This is a genomic window from Hansschlegelia sp. KR7-227 (assembly GCF_049446035.1).
Lineage (GTDB): Bacteria > Pseudomonadota > Alphaproteobacteria > Rhizobiales > Methylopilaceae > Methylopila.
Genome location: NZ_JBMSEA010000005.1, coordinates 19,452 through 37,793, shown reverse-complemented (window position 1 = coordinate 37,793; position 18,342 = coordinate 19,452). Strand labels below are relative to the sequence as shown.

The window sequence follows — 18,342 nt, the reverse complement described above, 5'->3', positions numbered from 1 at the left end:
CTCAGGAGCGATTGTGCCGGTGGTGCATCCGGTCGTAGCTGGTGATCACTTCGCTCGCTTCGGCGCTGGCGAGAACACGGCTGCGAAGCCGCTGGATCGCCGGATTTACCGACTGGCTCCTCAAGACAGCGATCTTGAGCGCGTCCTCGGGCTGCGTGGCGGTCTGACTGACAGGGGGCATGGGAAAGCTCCTGTTTTCTGTTTGTTCTGATCAGATAAGGGAAATTTCTAGGGTTTGCAATCTTTGGATAGGCTATCATCCAGGATCGATGCGCACCTTACTTACCGTCGATTTCGGCGCCCGGCAGATGTTCCGCCGATCACCGCCCATCGCGGGCCGTAACCCCCGCCGCCAAGCGCGCCGTGAAATTCTCTCGACAGTATAGCCTGACATCGCTATCGCATGAATTAAGCTAAATCTTTAGCTATTCGTTCAATTGATCGAAAGAAACGAATATTATGCGCTTCAACTTGGCCTGTTTGTCTTAATTTAACTTGATCGACAGCAAATATCGCTGCGCCCACGATGATCGCAACGTAAGGCGATCACGACAGTGTGACATGAGCGGCCGGATGGAAATTCGCCGCCGCCGTCATCCCAGGCAGCCCAATTTATCGCTATCAACGCGAGCACCCTTCAAAAAGAGCCGGGTGAACATGGCGCACGGCTTCGATTCGATGGCGGACGGGCGCTCGCTCATGCGTGTTTAAGGCGTCACCGCTGGCCAGGCTTCACGGCTTGAGGCGCCAGTGTCGCTCCAGCGGGACCGGCGTCGCTTCACGGACTTGGATCACGGCGCACTTTGGCTTCATCTGATACCCCTTGAAGTTGTGACGAATCCAGTGAACCGATTGCTCGTGGCGGACCGCGGCGTCGTCGGTCATCGTCTTCACCACTACCCTTCTGGAGTCGTCGCACGACGGAGGCGTCAGCCCTATCCGTCTGAATGCCGGCTTTTGAGCTGCCGCGGCGCCATCCGTCGCCGCGGCCGGCGTATTCGCCTGTGTCGGCGCGACGAGAAGAAGACCCGACAGCCCCAAGCTGGCCGCCACCGCGGCGATCCTGAGCGGCATACCTGCGTTATCGCGCATTCCCTTGTCTCCAGATCGGCTCCGGCCCGGCCAGTCGCACCAGGCCGAAGCGCTACCGTCGTCCGCGTCAGCGAGTGACGACGCCGCGATGATCATGAGAGTTCTCGGACAGCTGACCGATCGCCTGGTCGCGGGTCTGCGACTCTCCGGTCAGCATCGAAAAATCGGGAACACTGGCGTAAAAGTCCGCCCGGTCTCGACCATGCTGGTTGGTGGAGTTCGGGATGGTGGCGTCGTCCGCAAGCGCCGCCCCCATTGAGCTGATCACGACCAAGCTCGCCACCAGAAGAGTCTTCATTTCATTCACTCCATCTGTTCTGCTCGAACTGAGCTGGAGTGAAGTTAAGGCATCACACGGTTCTGCGATGTGGCGGTCGCCACATCGACATTCACCGCTGGTGATGCTTGTCGACGATGTTCCAAAACCAGCTTCATCGACTGGGCGTCGCGTAACACCGTCTTTACGCAAGCGCCCGCGCACTGCGAACGTCTTATTCGGCCTTCAAGTCATGCAAGCTGATCGTGACACAGGCCGTAGCAAGATGCGGTCGTTTCGGCCTTCCCCCGACCAGTGACACCAGTCCGACCTTCCCGAGAGCTGCAAGCGAGCGCGAGACGTTCGACTGGGGCCGTCCTGCCAGGCTGCACAACTCGGTGACGCTGGATGGCCGATGCCTGTGGATGAGAGCAATCAGCCTGCAGTTCTCTGGCGTAAGCGCTCTTAGCACGTCCTCGCTCGACGGCGCGGTCATCGCTTTGGGAATGCGTCTTCGGTTGATGGGCAAATGCGCGAATGACCACTACTTTTTGCGTGGTCAGCACTTAAGCGCTGCGTCTCAGAGAGTTGTGGCATGCTGCTCGCTGAGACGCCGGACGATTTGATCAATGCGTTCTGGGGTCATTGCGCTCCAGCCGGCGACATGAAATCGCGTAACGGCCGCTCGCCAGCTTTGGAACAATGCAGGATCGGTCGCCGCAAGTTCAATCGGGGCATCGGAGGCCGCGAGCCGAGAGATTTCACGAAGCAGCTCCCAATCGCGACTATGGGCGATCCGAGCGGTTTCACCGCGCAATAGAACGTCGAGCGCAGACACATAAAGTTCTCTTGGAGACCTATTCATTTTCGTTCGCGGCCAGCAGTAAGTTCTACAAAAATGAGGTTCTCCGTTGCAGCCTCTCTATCAGACGGTCGCGGCAAATTCTTGATCGCCATCTCAATGTCGGACAGATCAATTCCTCTTTGATTAACCCACCATACGACGTCTTGGACATCAGTGGCGCTTGATCTGACAAGCTTTGCCGCAGCAAGTAAATCCGGCGTCGGCATCAAAACTGTAAGATTTCCATATCTACCGATAGTTTCCGTCTCGAACTCCTTCGGCAACTGAACAACACCAGGTCTAATTATCTGGATATATATCTTATCCGGAGCCACCTCTCCCTTTGGATCGTAGAGCACGCCAATCTGAGCGCAAACGCGGGATAGCTCAGCCGCGTCGAAATCAGAGCTGGCGAACCACACGTCGATGTCAGGCGTCTGACGCTCCTTCTGGCCGGTAGCGATGCCAGGAGTGCTGCCTATCACGCAAAGTGTCGCCGAGGTTTTCAGCGCCGCGCCGATCTCGGCGAAGAGAGCCTCTATCATCGATGCGTCAATCGGCATTCATCGCTCCTTCACTCCTAGCTATTTATATCATAGAATGATATTTTTCAACGTTGCTAATGGTGACGGCGGTCCGATAGCCTTTTCAGACATGACTGTATTTGAGCGCCTCGGTACGCGGGCCGCGATTGGGGTCGGCCCTTAATCCGCACAAGCTTACCCAACAGCGGTTCGAACCATCCACCTCCACCGAGGGCAAGCCGCGGGGCGCCCGATCAGGCAGCCGCCGGTCTCGACTCGCAGACCGGTCTTTGCGCTAATCAGACGGGACGCGACCCGACGGGCTATTGCTTGGCTCGGGAGAGCATCCGGTCATAGAGATCATGCCGGATGTCGTGTTGCGCCAAGATGCCCCTGACGAGCGGTTTGGCGGTGGTCTCGCACCAGGCGGCCATGCGCTGCTCCTCAGCCGCCGTGGACTCGTCTTGCATGACGTGGATCAGACCGAGCGAGACGGCTCGCGCAGCATTGGCGGCTCTGATGACGACGACGCCGGCGTCGCCTTCGTTCAAGCTCGAGAGGACCTCTTCCTTGATGTGCTCGGCGAATGTGCGGCCATCGCCCGCAGCGCTTTTCGTGTCCTCCAGAAACCATTGGTTCTGCTCCGCGCAGACACGGCTCAGATTTGCGGCGAGGAACGCGGTCGACAGCACGTTGGCGAGAACGTCGGTGTCGACCGCGCTTTTTGCCGGACCCGTTCCCGTCGCCCCGGCTGGACCAGTCAACCCTACGGCCATCAGGGAAGCTCCGATGATGACGCTTCGACGGCGGAATTGTCCTGGCGTTCGCGCCGTCGAACCGACCATGACTCCCTCCCTACCAGCGGTCTCTGAGCGGCTTTACTGACCGCGCTTGTTCGCCCAGGCCTCGAACTCCGCGATCTCCTTTTCCTGGTCCTCGATGATCTTTTTGGCCCAGGTCTTGGCCTGATCGTCCTTGCCGCTCTGCAGCTCGATCTTGCTCATCGCCACCGCGCCGCGATGATGCGCGATCATCCCGCAGACGAAAGCGAGGTCAGGGTCTTTGATCCCGTGCGTCGCCCTCATAGTCCGGTTCATCTCCTGCATAGCTTTCATCGACGCCATCTGGGGTTCGCCCATGTCCGACATCGAGTGAGCCGCCATGTCGCCCATCTCCATCGCCTTGCCCGTCACGCCCTGGCCTGGAGAAGCAACCTGGCAGGCCTTGGGGAGACTTTCCGTTCCCTGCGGAGGCGACTTGGCATCTTCGGCCATCGCAGCCGCCGTCGTGAGGATGAAGGCCGCCGTGAGCACGAGTTTAAGCATGTTCTTCTCCTGAAAGCTTTCAGGGCGGGCGCAGTGGCCGCGCCCGCCCATGACAACTTATTTTTTCTGGATTTTGGTGACGGTGATCTGACCGTTCACGCGATCAGCTTCGAATGACACCTTATCGCCGACTTTGACCGACTTCAGCATCGTCGGATCGCCGGCCTTGAAGACCATCGTCATTCCCTCGTCCATGCCGAGGTTCTTGATCGGACCATGCTCAAGCGTGACCTTGCCTGCGCTCTCATCGATTTTCTTGACGGTGCCTTCCGCCGCCGACGCTGCGGTCGCAGCGAGCAACGAGAGCGCGAAAGCGCCCGCGACGATCTTGAAAGTCTTCATTGTTCTCTCCTTCGGATTCTTGGGTTCACTTGACGGCGACCGAGCCGTCCATCCCGGATTCACGATGGCCCGGGATCAGGCAGGCGAAGTTGAATTCGCCAGACTTTGAAAATTTCCAGACGATTTCCTCGGTTTTACCCGGAGCGATGCGTCGTCCATTCGGGTCGTCGTGCTCCATGTCGGGAGCTTTCTGCATCGCAATTGCGTGCTTGTCGTTTTCCGCCCGCGTCGCAAGCATGAATTCGTGGTCGATCTGACCCTCGTTCTTGAGAACGAAGCGGATCTGTTCGCCTTTGCTCGCCGAAACCGAGTTGGGCTCGAACAGCATCTTACCGTCGTCGGTTTCCTTCATGACGATCTCGACCGTTCGAGTCGGCTTTTTCGGATCTCCGGGTTCGCCATAGGCACGCGAACCGCCGTGATCGTGACCGGCGTCCGCAAGAACGAACGTCGGAAGCAGCGTCGCGCCGAGAACCGCGGCGAACTTGAACATCTGTTTCATGCCCTATGGTCCAATCTTGTTGGGGATCAGTGATTTGCGTGTCCGCCGGCGCCCGCCTTGGGCTTCACGACGTTCATTTCCATGTCGCCTGATTTCGCCTTGGCGGCCGGCTGACTGGTCGCGGCCTGCTGCGGTCCTTTCCACTCGAAGGCGACCTGTCCTTCGGGATGCTTGAACCAGCCCGGATCCTTGTAGTCGCCGCGCACAAGCCCCTCGCGGACCTTCACCACCGTGAACATCCCGCCCATTTCGATGGGACCGAACTGGCCAAAGCCCGTCATCATCGGCAGCGTGTTGTCGGGGAGAGGCATCTCCATCTCACCCATGTCGGCCATGCCAGCGCTGCCCATCGGCATGTAGCCGGGGACGACCGCTTTGATCTTCTTCGCGATGTCCTTCTTGTTCACGCCAATGAAGTTCGCGACCTCATGGCCCATGGCGTTCATGGTGTGGTGCGACTTGTGGCAGTGGATCGCCCAGTCGCCGGGAACGTCTGCGACGAAGTCGAAGGCGCGCATCTGCCCGACCGCGCAGTCGATCGTCACTTCGGGCCAGGCGGCCGCCTCCGGCACCCAGCCGCCGTCGGTGCACGACACCTTGAAGTCGTAGCCGTGCATGTGGATCGGGTGGTTGGTCATGGTGAGGTTACCGAAGCGGATCCTCACCTTGTCGCCTTTGCCCGCGACGATCGGGTCGATGCCCGGAAAGACCCGGGTGTTCCAGGTCCAGAGGTTGAAGTCGGTCATCTCCGCGACGCGCGGCACGTAGGTTCCCGGATCGATGTCGTAGGCCGACATCAAGAACACGAAGTCGCGGTCGACGCGCCGGAACGCCGGATCCTTCGGATGAACGACGAAGAAGCCCATCATGCCCATGGCCATCTGGACCATCTCGTCGGCGTGCGGGTGGTACATGAAGGTCCCGCTCTTCCGGAGCTGGAACTCGTAGACGAACGTCTGGCCGGGCTTGATGTGCGGCTGGGTGAGCCCTCCGACGCCGTCCATGCCGGACGGCAGCAGCTGACCGTGCCAATGCACCGTGGTGTGCTCCGGCAGGCGGTTGGTGACGAAGATCCGGACCTTGTCGCCTTCGACGGCCTCGATGGTCGGGCCCGGAGACTGGCCGTTGTAGCCCCAGAGATGCGCGACCATGCCCGGTGCGAGCTCACGGATCACAGGCTCGGCGACGAGGTGGAATTCCTTCCAGTCGCCGTTCATGCGCCAGGGCGCGGTCCAGCCGTTGAGCGTGACGACGGGGTTGTAATCGGGGCCGGTCGTCGGAACGAGCGGCGGCTGCATCGTCGCGTCCTTCATGGTCGCAGCCTCGGGGATGGAGGCGGCCTGGACGCGGCCGGAGACGGCGGACGCCGCGACGAGCGACGTAGCGCCCGCCGCGGAGGCGGACAGGAACGATCTGCGTGAGACGGTCATGGTGCCTCTCCCGGTCACTGTGGTGATGCTGCAGACGCCGAAGCGGCTGAAGCGAGCTTGGGCTCGGGCGAAGCCTCCTCGGCGGCGGCGCCGCCGATCAGGGCCGCCTGGAAGTCCACGTCGGCGATGAAGAAGTCGCGCTTGGCCCGGATCGCCGCGACGTTGGAAGCGACGTTTTCGCGGGCGTTGGTGAGCAGCTCGAACGCGTCGACAAGCATGCCGTTGTATTGGAGCTGCGATTCGTCGGTGATGATCTTGCGAAGCGGAAGAACACGGGTCTGAAACGCTCGCGCGATGTCGTAGCGGCCGCGATAGGTCGCATAGGCCTCGCGCGCTTCAGAGCGTGCATTGACAGCCTTTTCCAGCAATCGGTTGACCGCGCCCATGTAGGTTTCCTGGGCCTTGACCGAACGCGCCTTTCCGAAGTCGAAGATCGGGATCTGGACCGCGACCTCGAACCCTTTCGGATTGGCCTTGTCGCCTTCCGCCGACTTTGAATGGTTGGCGATGCCGGTGACCTCGAGCATCGAGATCGCACGGGTCTGCTCCGTGAGGCCGTAGCTCTGCGCCAGTGCGTCGAGCTCGAACCGATCGCCGATGAGATCAACCCGCCGGCGAAGCGCTACGGCTTCGACGTCGCCCTGAGTTCTGAGCTTGGGAAACCCCGGAAGCCGAGACGGCAGCTTGTAGTCGAGTTCACGGCCCCACAGGCCGAGCTCCCGGGTTAAAGCCTCGCGCTCCTTCGCGGCGTCCAGCCGCGCCTCAGCGAGCTCGGTCGCGACTTCCGCATAAAGCGCCCCGGAGCGCGCCTGATTGAGCTTTGTGGTCGCGCCGGTCTCGCCCAGCTTTTTGGTCAGTTCGGCCGACGCCGCCGCGGAGGCCCTTGCCGTCTCCAAGAAGGCGGCCGTCTCACGCGCCGCGACCGCCTGGTAGTAAGCGCGTCGCGCCTTCGTCGCGGTCCGGAAGGTGGCCTGGATCGTTTTGTACTGCGCCGCGCGAAACTCGGTCTCGGCGATCTTGGCGCGCTTCGGCAGCGTGAGAAGCTGCAACAGGTCGGCGATCAGCCGGCGCTCGATGTCGAGCTCCCCCTGATAGGTCACACGCTCGATCGAGACCGTCGGCGACGGCGGGAGGCTGGCCTCCACATACTCCGCCTCGGACACGCCCAGGGCGTTGTATTCCGCCTGAAGGCCGCGATTGTTCAAAAGCGCGATCTGGACTGCGGCGTCAGCCGTCAGAGGCTTGGCGAGCAAGCGCGCGACGCGGGATTGGACGGCGGCCGCGTCGGCCGGCGTCACGATCTTCGCCGTCTCCTTTCCAAGATCGAGAGAGACGCGCGAGACGACGGGCGTCATGCCGCGGTCGGCGGAAATCGAGGCGCAGGCGCCGAGCGTGGCGGACAAGGCGACGACGGCCGAGACACGCAAGATGCGGGAGCGAGGAAGGTTCATCACATCCCCTCCATCGGCTTGGAGGTCACGGCCTTGTTCTGCTCAAGCCAAGGCTTGGGCTCGACAGGGCGGTAGTCAGCCATTCCGGCTGTGACCGGCACATATCGGGCCGAGGGCGCAGCGGCGGATGGATCGGCCGGATTTCGGCCTGCGATGGGCGATGGCGGCAGCGCCGAACAGGCGCTCAAGAGCGCAGCGAACGATGCTGCAACGGCCGGGACAAGCGGCTTCATTTAGTACCCCGAGATCTGACGAACGGACGCGATGGCGCTTGCGGCGCCGGCGAGCGCGGTCGATCAGACGTCTGGGGAACAGTTCACGATGTCCGGATGATCATCCGGGCGCGAACCTTCTCTTGGCGTCAGCCGACCAGCGCGGCGAGACGTCTGGGAGGGCGCTTGATGAAGATCGTCGGGCCCTGCAGTTCGGACGGCTCGGTCGCCGAAGACACGACCGCCAAGACAACCGACAGGGCTGCGGGAAGCGCAAGATCACTCGCCAAGACAGCGTGGCAAGTGTTGCTGCAGCAGGTTTTGCTGGATCCGTCCGGAGCCGAAGCGTGTCCGGCGCAGTCCGGCTCGGCCGCGCTTACTGTCGGCGGGGCCTGATGGTCGCCTTGGGCGACGTCTTGCGCCGCGAATGATGCAGCCTTCACCGGCTCCTGATGCGGCTGCGAGGCCATGGCGGCGTCGTGGCCGCCATGAGCCTGGCTCGGCGTGGTCCAGCCGACAAACAACGTCATCGCCAAAACCAGACCAGCCAACAGGCGGAGCAGCGTTTGGGGGCTCATCCGCGCACTCTTCCGAGCACATCGACGAGCTCTGCTACCTTCTTACGCTGCTCGTCCTTGTCGCCGCTTTCGATGGCGTGCTCCACGCAACAACCCACGTGATCTTGGAGGATGACCTCCTCGACCTTCTTCAGCGCAGCGCGCACCGCCGTGATCTGGGTGACGACATCGATGCAGTAGCGGTCCTCTTCCACCATGCGCGCAATTCCGCGAACCTGACCTTCGATCCGGTTCAGGCGCTTTGCGCAGGAGGTTTTGGTAGCCGCCATCATCGTCCCCATAATACCCAGTCCGGGTATCAATGCAACGTCATTCCACTGGACCGGGACGGCCGCCGCAGCGCATCCGTCCCGGTCCAGGGGCGGTCAGTGATCGTGACCGCTTGTCTGTGTCGGGGTGACCTTTTTGCCGTCGCCCGCCTGGTCCGCGGGCCGGCTGTCATTCGCTCCCTGTCGAGCAGGGCCGGCCTTGGAGGACGGGACTTCGACATGGGTCGAATTGCTCCCCGACTCGCGAGCCGGCCCATTGTTCTGGGTCGCGTTTTTGTCTTCTGCGTACGCCGCCGACGAAGTCGCCAAGCCGATAGCGAACACTGCGCCAAGGACCGCACGATTAAGGTGAAACACGTCAAACTCCTGGATCAGAACTGTTAAAACACACGCGAACCGCTTTGATCGCCGGCTCGGCGCTTTGCTTGCTCCCCCGTGTAGGCGTCGTCCCGAACCATCGAGACTGACCACCAGGGGCGTCTGTTCTTGGGCGTCCCGCAGCCTCAATCAGGCCATCGCATGAGACCGCGAGATCGCCCAAGGAACGAGGCCAAGGTATCGAGAGAAAAAGATGGGGCATGTGGCGATCGCCACATGCCGAACGCGTGATCCGTCAGATTCTCCCCCCACACCGGCGCAAAGCCGGCAGCTCGAGGAGAGGATCATGTTCAGGACTTTCGGTTTTGGCCTTTTTCTGGCAAGCGCGATGGCCGCGACCGTCTCCGCGCATCCTTTGACCACATCGCAGACCTGGCTATCGACGCCCGACGCCGATGGCCGCTGGGTGATGCGCACCATCCCGCCGAACAAATTGCCCACGAAGAGCTGGGAGCACGCCAAGGCGTCGTCTGAAGCGACTGGCGAGATCGACGCGATCAGAAGCGCCAGTGGAGCTTCTCACTGGGTGAAGAACTAATCTTCATCTTGTGAGAAAGAGGGCCGCGGCAACCCCCACTGTCGCGGCCCTCGCAGTCACAGCGCATCTTTGGACCAGGACGGCCCCACCAGAGCCAGCCGATGTCCCTTCCTGCGTATTGCGCCGACGCGTTCCAGCCGGCTGAGCTCCTTGGTCACGGCCTCGCGATGACTGGCGATTCGAACCGCAAGTTCCCGGTGGGTCGGGAGGTCGTCGATGTGATCTCCGTCGGCGCTTGACTGCGCCAGCCTGAGCAGTTCCGCCGCGAGACGGTCGGCGACATGCATGGTCACGCTTTCGGCCATGCGCAGGTTTGTGCGGCACTGGCGCCGACACATCGCGTCCATCGCCGCGACCGTGAACTCGGGGACGCTTGAAAGCGCGCGCAGATATGCCGTCCTTCGCAACGCCCAGACTTCCGTCTGCTCGACGGCGGTCACCGCAAGCGGAACGCTATCGTTACCCAATGCGAAGGCCTCGCCGACCATTTCGCCCGGGCGGACGTCGGACAAGAACGCTTCCTTGCCATCGACTGTCGGCGTGACGACGGAGAGCATTCCTTTGATCACGATGAGCACGCAGCATTCGCCGTCAGGTATGTCGACAGACTGGCCTCTTTGGAGAGTGCGCCTGCGCGCGCCGAGTTCGGCCGCACGAAGCTCGAGCAGATCCGGGATGAAGTTGACGCGATGCGGCGCCGCCGCCGCGATGCGTGACGATTGAATCATGACTGAAACCACTGACGGCGCGCGAAACGCGATCGCGTTTGGACGCTGTCGCCGCCCCAAAAAGGATGACCTCGCCGCCCCACCCGAGGGGTTGGTCGGCTGCGCGAACTGTTGCGGTCAGATGCGCCGGGGCGGCGGCGTCGCGCGATCCGTCATCGCGCCAAGCGCGTCAGTCTCCAAGACCGTAAACGTCAGCGCGTGGGTCAGAGCGAGACGCATCAAAACTTTTAGCTCTGGCGCCGGAATCGCTGCGCAGACGGAAGGGCCACAAAGCTCGGTCGCTCCGGCCCTCGCCTCGCTCTGGCATCCCGCGCCGTCTGAGGAAGAACACGCGGCCTCGGCGCTCTCGTCATGGTGGACCGCCCCGACGCCGGCGTTCGCGTGCAGTCCCATAAGACCGATCGCCATGAACGTCACGAACAACACCCGCGCCAGGCAAGCGAAAATGCCGGCCGGCCGGCGTTTTCCAATCCGACGTGAAGATGAAACAGCGTGCACGTGGCGCGGTCCGAATCCAGTGGCTTGCCAGCCTACCCCTACAGGGTATAGAGAGCAACACCACATATACCCCACCTTGGTATCTGGGAGATTAAGATGGCGGACCACGCGCATCACTCGTCAGGATCGTGCTGCGGAGGCCATGATGGTCGTCAAAAGGCCGCTCAGGTCGAGGGCGCACACGGCGCGCCTCTCCATCCGAGCGAAAAACATGACCAAGGCGCCGGCGCCGCCATTGATCCGGTTTGCGGCATGACGGTCCAGATCGCGACAGCAAAGCATCGGTCGGAGGCAGGCGGAAGCTTACATTATTTCTGCTCCGCCGGCTGCAAGGCGAAGTTCGAGGCCGATCCCGCGAAATACTCCGAGGGGCGCAAAGCCGACCGCGAAGAAGCGCCGGCGGGCGCGACTTACACCTGCCCGATGCACCCTCAGATCCGGCAGGACGGACCGGGCTCCTGCCCGATATGCGGCATGGCGCTCGAGCCGGAGCTGGTCAGCGCCCAAGCCGAGCCGAACCACGAACTGATGGATATGACCCGGCGCTTCTGGATCGGGTTGGCGCTTGCCGCGCCGATCCTCGTCCTGGAGATGGGCGGGCATCTCTTCCCCGCGATCCACCATGTCGTGCCTCCTGCGACTTCCATATGGATCCAGTTCGCCCTGGCGACGCCGGTGGTGCTCTGGGCCGGATGGCCTTTCTTTCAGCGGGGCTGGGCGTCGATCGTTTCGCGCAACCTCAATATGTTCACGCTCATCGCGATGGGCGTCGGCGTCGCCTATGCCTACAGTATCGTCGCGACGCTCGCGCCTTCACTGTTCCCCCCGGCCTTTCGCGGACAGGACGGCGTCGTGGCGGTCTATTTCGAAGCGGCCGCCGTCATAACGGTGCTCGTGCTGCTCGGTCAGGTGATGGAGTTGCGCGCGCGCGACCAGACCTCCGGCGCGATCCGCGCGCTCATCAATCTCGCGCCGAAGACCGCGCGCCGCACGCGTGCGGACGGCGCTGAAGAGGAGGTCGCCATTGACGACATCGCGGTCGGCGACGAGCTGCGCGTTCGTCCCGGCGAGCGGATCCCCGTGGACGCGGAGGTTACGGACGGAAGATCGAATGTCGATCAGTCGATGGTCACGGGCGAGCCGATGCCTGTGGCCAAGACGGCCGGCGACGCCGTCATCGGCGGGACCATCAATCAATCAGGCGCTTTGACGATCCGAGCGCAGAAGGTCGGCCGCGACACCATGCTCGCCCGCATCGTCCAGATGGTGTCTGAAGCGCAGCGCTCGCGCGCGCCGATACAGAAGCTGGCGGACCAGGTCTCCGGATGGTTCGTCCCGGCCGTGATCGCCATCGCGGCGCTCTCTTTCACCGCCTGGGCTGCGTTCGGCCCCGAGCCTCGCTTCGCTTATGCGCTCGTCGCAGCCGTCGCTGTGCTGATCATCGCATGTCCGTGCGCGCTCGGTCTCGCCACACCGATGTCGATCATGGTCGGCGTCGGCAAGGGCGCGTCGCTGGGCGTTCTAATCAAAAACGCCGAGGCGCTCGAACGCCTCGAAAAGGTCGACGCTTTGGTCGTCGACAAGACTGGCACCCTTACCGAAGGCCGTCCGGCAGTGACGGAAATCGCCCTGGCTGACGGCGTCTCGGAAACCGATCTGCTCTGCCTGGCGGCCGCAGTCGAGCGCGCCTCCGAACATCCGCTCGGCCGCGCCGTGGTTGAGGCGGCCGAAAAGAGGGGCCTGACGATCCCGCCTGTCGAGAATTTCGACGCGCCGAGCGGAAAGGGCGTTCAAGGTACGGTCGGTGACCGCAAAGTCCTGCTCGGAAAGGCTCAATATCTCGAAGACGCCGGCGTCAACCTTGGCGCGCTGGCGGACAAAGCCGAAGCGCTCCGTCGTTCCGGCGCAACCGCGATCTTCGTCGCCGTCGATGGTCGCGTCGCAGGCGTCGTCGCGATCGCCGACCCGATCAAGCCGAGTACGCTGTTCGCCGTCAAGGCGCTGAAGTCAGAAGGCATTCGGATCGTGATGCTGACCGGCGACAACCGGACGACGGCCGAGGCCGTGGCGCGGTCTCTCTCGATCGATGAGGTCGTGGCCGACGTCTTGCCCGACGAGAAGCACGCTGTCGTAGAACGGCTGAAGCGCGAGGGGCGCGTGGTCGCGATGGCCGGCGACGGCGTCAACGACGCGCCAGCGCTCGCGGCCGCCGACGTCGGGATTGCGATGGGAACCGGAACCGACGTGGCGATCGAGAGCGCAGGAGTGACGCTCGTGCGCGGCGATCTTATGGGGATCGTCAAGGCGCGCACGCTTTCCAAGGCCACGATGTCGAACATCCGGCAGAACCTGGCGCTCGCATTCGTCTACAACGCTGCAGGCGTGCCGATCGCCGCCGGCGTGCTCTATCCGATCTTCGGCCTCTTGCTGTCGCCGATCGTGGCTGCCGCAGCCATGGCGCTGTCGTCTGTGAGCGTCATCGGCAACGCCCTGAGGCTTCGCGCGACAAGAATCTGATGAGCAGAGCGTTTCAATGATCGACGCAGTTGTGTCTATACGCAATTTGCGCATATAATATGCGTGTCGAGATCACGATAGACGACGATGGAACGGAAGATTCCGTCGTCACTGCTCACATTGAGACGCCATTCGGCGAACTCTCCGTGATGGCCGATGTCGAGATCTCGGACCGAAGCATTCGCCTGGAAGGCCTCCATATCGGCGGCGTCGGCGCCAATTCATTTGGGCACGCCAGCCTGCGCGATCTGGTCCGGTCTATCATGGAGCAGCTCGATGTCGATGAAATCATCGTTGAAGGAGCGGTTCGGACCACGGGTGCAAATCCGGGACGTCGACCGCGTTCCCTCAGGTTCACCCGTGCGGTTCGTGCTGCGTCTTCGTCCTGGAACGAACAGTCCTAAGGCGGCGCTCGCCATGGCGCGGCGGCACCTTCCGTTGAGGGCCGCGCATGCGGCGCTCACTGAGCTCATGAGCAGCGGGCAGATCTGGATCGAGTTGCCGGTCGTCGAGGACATGCGGGCTGTGATCCGAGACCTGGCCGAGGTCGGCGTCGCAGCCAAGGTGTACGAGCCGACCGCGGTGAACGTGCGAAAGCTTCGCACGGAGCTCGGACTGTCGCAGGACGCGTTCGCGATCCAGTACGGGCTGGACGTGGCGACAGTGCGAAATTGGGAACAGGCCCGGTCTACGCCGGACCGAGCGGCGCGATCCTATCTTCAGACGATCGCCCGAAACCCGAAGGCTGTGCGCGCCTCGCTGGAGGTCGAGCCTGACGACGAGTTTTCCTACATCGGGAATTGATCGCCATCGGGGATAGGTCTGCGCGGCATCCGGCAGCAAACGCACCTCGTGATCCGTTCCAGGCTCCAGACTTCTGAGGCATCCTCAGGGCATGGAAACGACGATCTCGGACGGCTGCGACCACACCATTTCCGGACTGCTGAGAAAGCGTGCGGAGCTTTTCAACGAGGCCGAGCGAATCCGCGATCGGATGGCCGAAATCTGGAATGACATCGATGCTCTGGATCGGACGCTAGGGTCGTTCGGCTACATGGGCGACCTGGACGCCGTCATGCCGCGTCAGAAGCGACAGGTCATGTTTGGAACAGGCGAGCTCACAAGGGCTTTGATGCGCACGATCGCTGACGCTGGCGGGCCGATGACGTCTCGAGAGCTTGCCCAGACCGTGATCTCGCTGCGCGGCGACGACGCTCGCGATCGGAGGCTTCTGTCGGAGGCCACTCCGCCGGGCGTCAAAGGCCTTGCGGAAGCAAAGGGACGCTGGCCGCGAGCGCTCGGCTCCGGATGAGAACGGCAACCTGCTATGGTCGAACGCTGAGATCAGGTCAGACTTGGCTAGGTCTATGGTCCCGGCTTGTCTGATGAATTCTCTTCAAAATCGAAATCGTCTTCAATAGCGGGATCTAGAGGCCGGTTCCGGCCGTGCTCTATCGACGAGATGAATATTTCGTCGGCTGCAACATCGTAATTAATCAAATAATCGCCAGTGATGAGGCATTGAGAGCCCTTCGCCTGCAACGCGTGTCCTCGTGACCGATGTTCGGAAACTGCGCCAAATTACGGCGAGCGGCATTCATTCTCTCTTGGAACTCAGCTGCGGCCTGCGAGCTGTTCTTTTTGAGATATGCAGCTTCCTTCCGCAGATAGGTGCGCGCCATTTCCGATATGCGAACCTTCATCACGCGGCCTTGCCGCTGACGATGTCGGTGATCTCGCTGAGGACGTCATCGAAGTCGTGGACGTCGCCTTGGGCGATTTGCTCGCGTCCTTGCTTCACCGCAAGAATGCTGCCGCCTTCGTTGGCCAGGTAGATGCGAAGTGCTCGGACCATCACCCAGCTGCGCGAGCGGTCGGTGACCTCTGCGATCGACTCGATCTGAGCCAATACGTCGACTGGGATCCGCAGCGTGATGGGATCGGACAGCTCGGGTTTAGCCATTGTCATCGCTCCTTGCGTATAATGTAATACATAGTATTACAAAACGGCGATTGTCAATCTTCAGGTGCCGGCGCTTAGGACGGTCTGGGCGGAATTCTCGATTTTGATCTCTGCAAGTAGCCCTTCCAGATCGCTGACGGCTTGTGGCCGATCTCGGCCAGCGCCATCAGCAGAAATGAGGGGCGCAATGCACCGTGCGTTTGCTACCAGATGCCGGGTCTGCGCCTTCGACAGGTCGAGCGACTGCGATTACAAAAAGTGGATTCTAGGCGGCGCCGTCGCCTTTGTTTGAAGCAGGCGTCACCGGCTCGATCTGCCTTCGCCCTTGGTCCTCCAGGCCATATTCGGTCTCCTCACCGCCGAGAGCGCGCACGCCTGCGCCAAGGTTTTTTCGCAAGTGAGCGGCTGAGTCGGCGTCAAATGTCCTCATGCTTGCGAGGATCGCTTCTTTCCAGGCGGGCCCGCGGTCCCAGGCCTCCATGTAGGCCTCCGCTAGATCTTCCTTTTGGCGGAGCTCGATCATCGCGGTCATCAGCGTCATCGCCTGCAGGCGGTCCTTGGCGCTCTTCGCCGTGCCGTCTCGATCGACGCGGCGCCGTGAACCCACAATGAGCTTGTGGATCGCGAAGCGTTCCGGCGCCGGAACCAGGATCGGCACGCCTGCGCCATGCAGGAGCACCGCACGCTCGGGCTGGTAGATCAGAAAGTCGAGGAAACGAAGCGGTTGCGCAGAGGCTCCGCCAAGCGCCGGCATGGGGGCCGGCCCGCCGGAATTGTCGTCGGATCCGCGGTTCGGCGTCAGGAATTCAACCTTGTATCCAGATCTGGCGACGAACTGGGTCGTCATCCGCCCATCGTTCATATGGGGGATCTCGCGAAAGGTCGGATCGACGGCTTTCAGAACGTCGACGACGGGCGGAAGCTGGTCTCCCACCGCCGCCGAGATCGAATGAAACTGAGCGAAGTCGGCGTCGGACGTCAGCATGGCCGTGTTGTCGAGCCGAGCGCCGAGCATGGCTGAATAGGCCTGGAACGCAACGGTCCCGACAAGAACGCCTCTCAGCCTGAAGAAGCCGGCGTCAGCCAACGCCTGAACGATGTCGCCCGCCATCTTGTCGGGGCGCGGCAGATAGGCTTCTCGCGTCAGGGTCGACACGATTTTTCTTCGCTCACGGACGTCCGCCTTCAGATCCCTGAAGGCTTCGACGCGCTTGCTGATCTCCTCGTCGTCGGCTGGTCCGACATAACTGCGGTCCTGCCGGCCTGATCCGTCTGCCGCAGGGCGATCGAAGTACCAGTATTTCCGGTCTTTGACCGTTACGGGCACGAAACGTCCGTCCGCCGGGAAGTCGCTCGCAAAACGCGCGTCGAGGCTGCGTTGGGCGAGCTCGGAATAGAGTGTCCGATAAACGTGGCCGATGGTTTTCACTGGAAGATCGTTATACTAGTTTCGCGAAAATAATATAACTCGATTTTTGGTGCGGATCAAGATCGTTATACTAATTTTGCGATTTTAGTATATGGCCTGAAATCTCCTTATTTTGCAATGGCTTCATCGGCCGTGGGAAATGCCTCATTGGTCCGGCCCAAGGCCCAATACGCCAACAATCCAACCCACTCATGGGCGGCGAGATCAGACAGCTCAAGGCCCTCCGAAATCGACCGGGTCGGCCGAGATAGGTCCGCAGAACCCTGCGTCCGGTAGTCGACGGGATAGGGGATCACAGCGAACCCGGCGGCCCTAAACGACGCCACCGCTCGAGGCATCTGGGAGGCTGAAGTGACCAGCAGCCAGCGCTCTCCAGAGACCGGCTTGAGCGCCTCGGCGCTTCTGGCGCCGTTCTCAAGAGTCGTGCGCGACAGCTCTTCCGAAAAGATCCGGTCGGGTGGAACCCCGATCGCGACAAGAAGCTCACGCGCAATCCGGGACTCGGTCAGCGGTTGCGACTGAAGCAGATGATTGGCGCCGCCTGACAGAAAAATCTTCGCCTGAGGATGAAGGCGCGCGAGCGCCGCGGTGGCGGTCAGACGCTCGGCCCCTTCATTCAAGGCGGCGGCCCGACGATCGGCTGAAATATGCGTGTCGACTGCGCCGCCGAGCATGATCACGCCCGTGATCGGCTCCTCGATCCGCGGCTGCGGGAATCTGTTTTCGAGCACGAGTACGCCCGCAGCGCCGACCGGCGCCCAACCGAACGCAAGAAGCAAAGTCGCTGAGACAGCAAGCGCACCGACGCCGAGCCGGCGACGCCTCAAAACCAACATCACAAGCCCAAAAAGAGCGAACACGCCGACGATGTTCGACGGCAACAACAAAGACTCCACGAGCTTCGAAATCACAAAAAACATGATCGCCTCTTCATGGGCCTCAGGCGGCGTCGCAGCCGCGCTGTGTCGACGCGGGACGCTTGTCGGTACAAGAGGCTTGTACGTCGGCCCTGGTACCCGAAGTTGGGCCTTAGCCCATAAAGACGTCCTTTAGCGCAAGTGCGCGACGCCTCCGCTGAATCTCATAAAGGCCCTGGGTTCACCGTCGCCGAAAGCAATCACGTCGTAGGATTCAGGATCGCGACCCTCAACCTCCATGCCGGGCGAGCCGATCGGCATCCCGGGCACCGCGAGACCCCGCACCTTCGGACGCTCAGCGAACAGCCTCGCGATCGCAGTCGCAGGCACATGACCCTCGAGCACGTAGCCGTCGATCTCGGCCGTGTGGCAGGACCTCAGGCCCGGCGGCACGCCGAGCTTCGCCTTGATGGCGTTGATGGCCGCGACCTCGATGACCCGCGCCTCGTAGCCCGCGGCACGGACGTGCGCGACCCAGGCCTCGCAGCAGCCGCAGGTCGGATCCTTGTGGACGGTCATAATCGGCGCCGCGCGGACTGAGCCAGAGAC

General features: G+C 62.1%; 25 protein-coding genes. 6 read left to right on the top strand and 19 right to left on the bottom strand.

All coding sequences use genetic code 11. The annotated features are described in order from the left end of the window. Window position 1: 1 nt before the first annotated feature. The 4 genes from yhhA to ACO2RJ_RS20340 all read right to left on the bottom strand — a co-directional run bounded on the left by yhhA (window position 2) and on the right by ACO2RJ_RS20340 (window position 1,844). The gene (yhhA, locus tag ACO2RJ_RS20355) at window positions 2–181 is read right to left on the bottom strand and encodes a YhhA family cyclophane-containing RiPP (RefSeq protein WP_128778405.1); all 180 of its coding nucleotides are present in this window, start codon (window positions 179–181) and stop codon (window positions 2–4) included. A 551-nt stretch (window positions 182–732) separates the two neighbouring features. Further along, window positions 733–1,092 carry a hypothetical protein gene (locus ACO2RJ_RS20350; protein ID WP_128778404.1) on the bottom strand — a complete coding sequence of 120 codons (360 nt, stop codon included), beginning with the start codon at window positions 1,090–1,092 and terminating at the stop codon, window positions 733–735. A gap of 67 nt (window positions 1,093–1,159) precedes the next feature. Continuing rightward, entirely contained in the window at window positions 1,160–1,390 is a 231-nt protein-coding gene (locus ACO2RJ_RS20345; protein WP_128778403.1) for a hypothetical protein, read from the bottom strand. Window positions 1,391–1,583: 193 nt separating this feature from the next. Further along, complete coding sequence (locus ACO2RJ_RS20340) at window positions 1,584–1,844, bottom strand: ArsR family transcriptional regulator (protein ID WP_128778402.1); 261 nt, start codon at window positions 1,842–1,844, stop codon at window positions 1,584–1,586. Between the two features lie 99 nt (window positions 1,845–1,943). Here ACO2RJ_RS20340 and ACO2RJ_RS20335 point away from each other — a divergent pair, with 99 nt between their 5' ends. Beyond that, entirely contained in the window at window positions 1,944–2,168 is a 225-nt protein-coding gene (locus ACO2RJ_RS20335) for a hypothetical protein (protein WP_164919623.1), read from the top strand. Window positions 2,169–2,209: 41 nt separating this feature from the next. Here ACO2RJ_RS20335 and ACO2RJ_RS20330 read toward each other — a convergent pair whose 3' ends face one another. The 9 genes from ACO2RJ_RS20330 to ACO2RJ_RS20290 all read right to left on the bottom strand — a co-directional run bounded on the left by ACO2RJ_RS20330 (window position 2,210) and on the right by ACO2RJ_RS20290 (window position 8,828). Continuing rightward, a complete protein-coding gene (locus ACO2RJ_RS20330) occupies window positions 2,210–2,755 on the bottom strand; it encodes a DUF6036 family nucleotidyltransferase (protein WP_128778400.1) in 546 nt (181 codons plus the stop codon). A gap of 284 nt (window positions 2,756–3,039) precedes the next feature. Further along, complete coding sequence (locus ACO2RJ_RS20325) at window positions 3,040–3,561, bottom strand: hypothetical protein (RefSeq protein WP_128778399.1); 522 nt, start codon at window positions 3,559–3,561, stop codon at window positions 3,040–3,042. A gap of 33 nt (window positions 3,562–3,594) precedes the next feature. Then, the gene (locus ACO2RJ_RS20320; protein ID WP_245479732.1) at window positions 3,595–4,092 is read right to left on the bottom strand and encodes a DUF305 domain-containing protein; all 498 of its coding nucleotides are present in this window, start codon (window positions 4,090–4,092) and stop codon (window positions 3,595–3,597) included. A 6-nt stretch (window positions 4,093–4,098) separates the two neighbouring features. Beyond that, window positions 4,099–4,383, bottom strand: coding sequence for a copper-binding protein (locus tag ACO2RJ_RS20315; protein WP_128778398.1), 285 nt, complete (start codon window positions 4,381–4,383; stop codon window positions 4,099–4,101). 25 nt (window positions 4,384–4,408) lie between these two features. Continuing rightward, window positions 4,409–4,885, bottom strand: a complete 477-nt coding sequence (locus tag ACO2RJ_RS20310) for a cupredoxin domain-containing protein (protein WP_128778397.1) — start codon at window positions 4,883–4,885, stop codon at window positions 4,409–4,411. A gap of 26 nt (window positions 4,886–4,911) precedes the next feature. After that, window positions 4,912–6,315, bottom strand: a complete 1,404-nt coding sequence (locus tag ACO2RJ_RS20305) for a multicopper oxidase family protein (RefSeq protein WP_128778396.1) — start codon at window positions 6,313–6,315, stop codon at window positions 4,912–4,914. 14 nt (window positions 6,316–6,329) lie between these two features. Then, complete coding sequence (locus tag ACO2RJ_RS20300) at window positions 6,330–7,766, bottom strand: TolC family protein (protein WP_128778395.1); 1,437 nt, start codon at window positions 7,764–7,766, stop codon at window positions 6,330–6,332. A 361-nt stretch (window positions 7,767–8,127) separates the two neighbouring features. After that, the gene (locus ACO2RJ_RS20295) at window positions 8,128–8,556 is read right to left on the bottom strand and encodes a hypothetical protein (protein ID WP_128778393.1); all 429 of its coding nucleotides are present in this window, start codon (window positions 8,554–8,556) and stop codon (window positions 8,128–8,130) included. Continuing rightward, window positions 8,553–8,828, bottom strand: coding sequence for a metal-sensitive transcriptional regulator (locus ACO2RJ_RS20290; protein ID WP_128778442.1), 276 nt, complete (start codon window positions 8,826–8,828; stop codon window positions 8,553–8,555). The genes ACO2RJ_RS20295 and ACO2RJ_RS20290 overlap by 4 nt, the downstream gene beginning before the upstream one ends. Window positions 8,829–9,489: 661 nt before the next feature. Here ACO2RJ_RS20290 and ACO2RJ_RS20285 point away from each other — a divergent pair. Then, window positions 9,490–9,741, top strand: a complete 252-nt coding sequence (locus ACO2RJ_RS20285; protein WP_128778392.1) for a hypothetical protein — start codon at window positions 9,490–9,492, stop codon at window positions 9,739–9,741. Between the two features lie 56 nt (window positions 9,742–9,797). Here ACO2RJ_RS20285 and ACO2RJ_RS20280 read toward each other — a convergent pair whose 3' ends face one another. Beyond that, window positions 9,798–10,529 carry a Crp/Fnr family transcriptional regulator gene (locus ACO2RJ_RS20280; RefSeq protein WP_423269974.1) on the bottom strand — a complete coding sequence of 244 codons (732 nt, stop codon included), beginning with the start codon at window positions 10,527–10,529 and terminating at the stop codon, window positions 9,798–9,800. A gap of 534 nt (window positions 10,530–11,063) precedes the next feature. Here ACO2RJ_RS20280 and ACO2RJ_RS20275 point away from each other — a divergent pair. From ACO2RJ_RS20275 to ACO2RJ_RS20260, 4 genes are all read left to right on the top strand, one after another. Next, window positions 11,064–13,484: a heavy metal translocating P-type ATPase gene (locus ACO2RJ_RS20275; RefSeq protein ID WP_423269973.1), complete on the top strand. Its 2,421-nt coding sequence runs from the start codon at window positions 11,064–11,066 to the stop codon at window positions 13,482–13,484. Window positions 13,485–13,543: 59 nt separating this feature from the next. After that, window positions 13,544–13,888 (top strand): hypothetical protein, encoded by a 345-nt coding sequence (locus tag ACO2RJ_RS20270; protein ID WP_128778389.1) that lies wholly within the window; start codon window positions 13,544–13,546, stop codon window positions 13,886–13,888. A gap of 13 nt (window positions 13,889–13,901) precedes the next feature. Further along, window positions 13,902–14,288, top strand: coding sequence for a helix-turn-helix domain-containing protein (locus tag ACO2RJ_RS20265; protein ID WP_128778388.1), 387 nt, complete (start codon window positions 13,902–13,904; stop codon window positions 14,286–14,288). A 91-nt stretch (window positions 14,289–14,379) separates the two neighbouring features. Beyond that, on the top strand, window positions 14,380–14,796 hold the full coding sequence (locus ACO2RJ_RS20260) for a hypothetical protein (RefSeq protein WP_206659559.1): 417 nt from the start codon (window positions 14,380–14,382) through the stop codon (window positions 14,794–14,796). A gap of 184 nt (window positions 14,797–14,980) precedes the next feature. Here ACO2RJ_RS20260 and ACO2RJ_RS20255 read toward each other — a convergent pair whose 3' ends face one another. The 5 genes from ACO2RJ_RS20255 to ACO2RJ_RS20235 all read right to left on the bottom strand — a co-directional run bounded on the left by ACO2RJ_RS20255 (window position 14,981) and on the right by ACO2RJ_RS20235 (window position 18,312). Continuing rightward, window positions 14,981–15,187 (bottom strand): type II toxin-antitoxin system RelE/ParE family toxin, encoded by a 207-nt coding sequence (locus ACO2RJ_RS20255; protein ID WP_128778387.1) that lies wholly within the window; start codon window positions 15,185–15,187, stop codon window positions 14,981–14,983. Next, complete coding sequence (locus ACO2RJ_RS20250; protein WP_128778386.1) at window positions 15,187–15,447, bottom strand: CopG family ribbon-helix-helix protein; 261 nt, start codon at window positions 15,445–15,447, stop codon at window positions 15,187–15,189. The genes ACO2RJ_RS20255 and ACO2RJ_RS20250 overlap by 1 nt, the downstream gene beginning before the upstream one ends. Before the next feature lie 265 nt (window positions 15,448–15,712). Next, entirely contained in the window at window positions 15,713–16,876 is a 1,164-nt protein-coding gene (locus ACO2RJ_RS20245) for a nucleotidyltransferase family protein (RefSeq protein ID WP_128778385.1), read from the bottom strand. 107 nt (window positions 16,877–16,983) lie between these two features. Further along, window positions 16,984–17,796, bottom strand: a complete 813-nt coding sequence (locus ACO2RJ_RS20240) for a YdcF family protein (protein WP_128778384.1) — start codon at window positions 17,794–17,796, stop codon at window positions 16,984–16,986. A gap of 129 nt (window positions 17,797–17,925) precedes the next feature. Next, window positions 17,926–18,312 carry a DUF411 domain-containing protein gene (locus ACO2RJ_RS20235; RefSeq protein ID WP_342633786.1) on the bottom strand — a complete coding sequence of 129 codons (387 nt, stop codon included), beginning with the start codon at window positions 18,310–18,312 and terminating at the stop codon, window positions 17,926–17,928. Window positions 18,313–18,342 lie beyond the last annotated feature (30 nt).

What these genes read in the sequence shown, in the direction of transcription:
- ACO2RJ_RS20240 (WP_128778384.1), bottom strand. Translation starts at nt 17,796, where the DNA reads ATGTTTTTTGTGATTTCGAAGCTCGTGGAGTCTTTGTTGTTGCCGTCG.
- ACO2RJ_RS20295 (WP_128778393.1), bottom strand. Translation starts at nt 8,556, where the DNA reads ATGAGCCCCCAAACGCTGCTCCGCCTGTTGGCTGGTCTGGTTTTGGCG.
- ACO2RJ_RS20285 (WP_128778392.1), top strand. Translation starts at nt 9,490, where the DNA reads ATGTTCAGGACTTTCGGTTTTGGCCTTTTTCTGGCAAGCGCGATGGCC.
- ACO2RJ_RS20350 (WP_128778404.1), bottom strand. Translation starts at nt 1,092, where the DNA reads ATGCGCGATAACGCAGGTATGCCGCTCAGGATCGCCGCGGTGGCGGCC.
- ACO2RJ_RS20335 (WP_164919623.1), top strand. Translation starts at nt 1,944, where the DNA reads ATGCTGCTCGCTGAGACGCCGGACGATTTGATCAATGCGTTCTGGGGT.
- yhhA (WP_128778405.1), bottom strand. Translation starts at nt 181, where the DNA reads ATGCCCCCTGTCAGTCAGACCGCCACGCAGCCCGAGGACGCGCTCAAG.
- ACO2RJ_RS20290 (WP_128778442.1), bottom strand. Translation starts at nt 8,828, where the DNA reads ATGATGGCGGCTACCAAAACCTCCTGCGCAAAGCGCCTGAACCGGATC.
- ACO2RJ_RS20315 (WP_128778398.1), bottom strand. Translation starts at nt 4,383, where the DNA reads ATGAAGACTTTCAAGATCGTCGCGGGCGCTTTCGCGCTCTCGTTGCTC.
- ACO2RJ_RS20255 (WP_128778387.1), bottom strand. Translation starts at nt 15,187, where the DNA reads ATGAAGGTTCGCATATCGGAAATGGCGCGCACCTATCTGCGGAAGGAA.
- ACO2RJ_RS20265 (WP_128778388.1), top strand. Translation starts at nt 13,902, where the DNA reads ATGGCGCGGCGGCACCTTCCGTTGAGGGCCGCGCATGCGGCGCTCACT.
- ACO2RJ_RS20345 (WP_128778403.1), bottom strand. Translation starts at nt 1,390, where the DNA reads ATGAAGACTCTTCTGGTGGCGAGCTTGGTCGTGATCAGCTCAATGGGG.
- ACO2RJ_RS20300 (WP_128778395.1), bottom strand. Translation starts at nt 7,766, where the DNA reads ATGAACCTTCCTCGCTCCCGCATCTTGCGTGTCTCGGCCGTCGTCGCC.
- ACO2RJ_RS20235 (WP_342633786.1), bottom strand. Translation starts at nt 18,312, where the DNA reads ATGACCGTCCACAAGGATCCGACCTGCGGCTGCTGCGAGGCCTGGGTC.
- ACO2RJ_RS20260 (WP_206659559.1), top strand. Translation starts at nt 14,380, where the DNA reads ATGGAAACGACGATCTCGGACGGCTGCGACCACACCATTTCCGGACTG.
- ACO2RJ_RS20330 (WP_128778400.1), bottom strand. Translation starts at nt 2,755, where the DNA reads ATGCCGATTGACGCATCGATGATAGAGGCTCTCTTCGCCGAGATCGGC.
- ACO2RJ_RS20250 (WP_128778386.1), bottom strand. Translation starts at nt 15,447, where the DNA reads ATGGCTAAACCCGAGCTGTCCGATCCCATCACGCTGCGGATCCCAGTC.
- ACO2RJ_RS20270 (WP_128778389.1), top strand. Translation starts at nt 13,544, where the DNA reads ATGCGTGTCGAGATCACGATAGACGACGATGGAACGGAAGATTCCGTC.
- ACO2RJ_RS20325 (WP_128778399.1), bottom strand. Translation starts at nt 3,561, where the DNA reads ATGGTCGGTTCGACGGCGCGAACGCCAGGACAATTCCGCCGTCGAAGC.
- ACO2RJ_RS20305 (WP_128778396.1), bottom strand. Translation starts at nt 6,315, where the DNA reads ATGACCGTCTCACGCAGATCGTTCCTGTCCGCCTCCGCGGCGGGCGCT.
- ACO2RJ_RS20275 (WP_423269973.1), top strand. Translation starts at nt 11,064, where the DNA reads ATGGCGGACCACGCGCATCACTCGTCAGGATCGTGCTGCGGAGGCCAT.
- ACO2RJ_RS20310 (WP_128778397.1), bottom strand. Translation starts at nt 4,885, where the DNA reads ATGAAACAGATGTTCAAGTTCGCCGCGGTTCTCGGCGCGACGCTGCTT.
- ACO2RJ_RS20320 (WP_245479732.1), bottom strand. Translation starts at nt 4,092, where the DNA reads ATGGGCGGGCGCGGCCACTGCGCCCGCCCTGAAAGCTTTCAGGAGAAG.
- ACO2RJ_RS20340 (WP_128778402.1), bottom strand. Translation starts at nt 1,844, where the DNA reads ATGACCGCGCCGTCGAGCGAGGACGTGCTAAGAGCGCTTACGCCAGAG.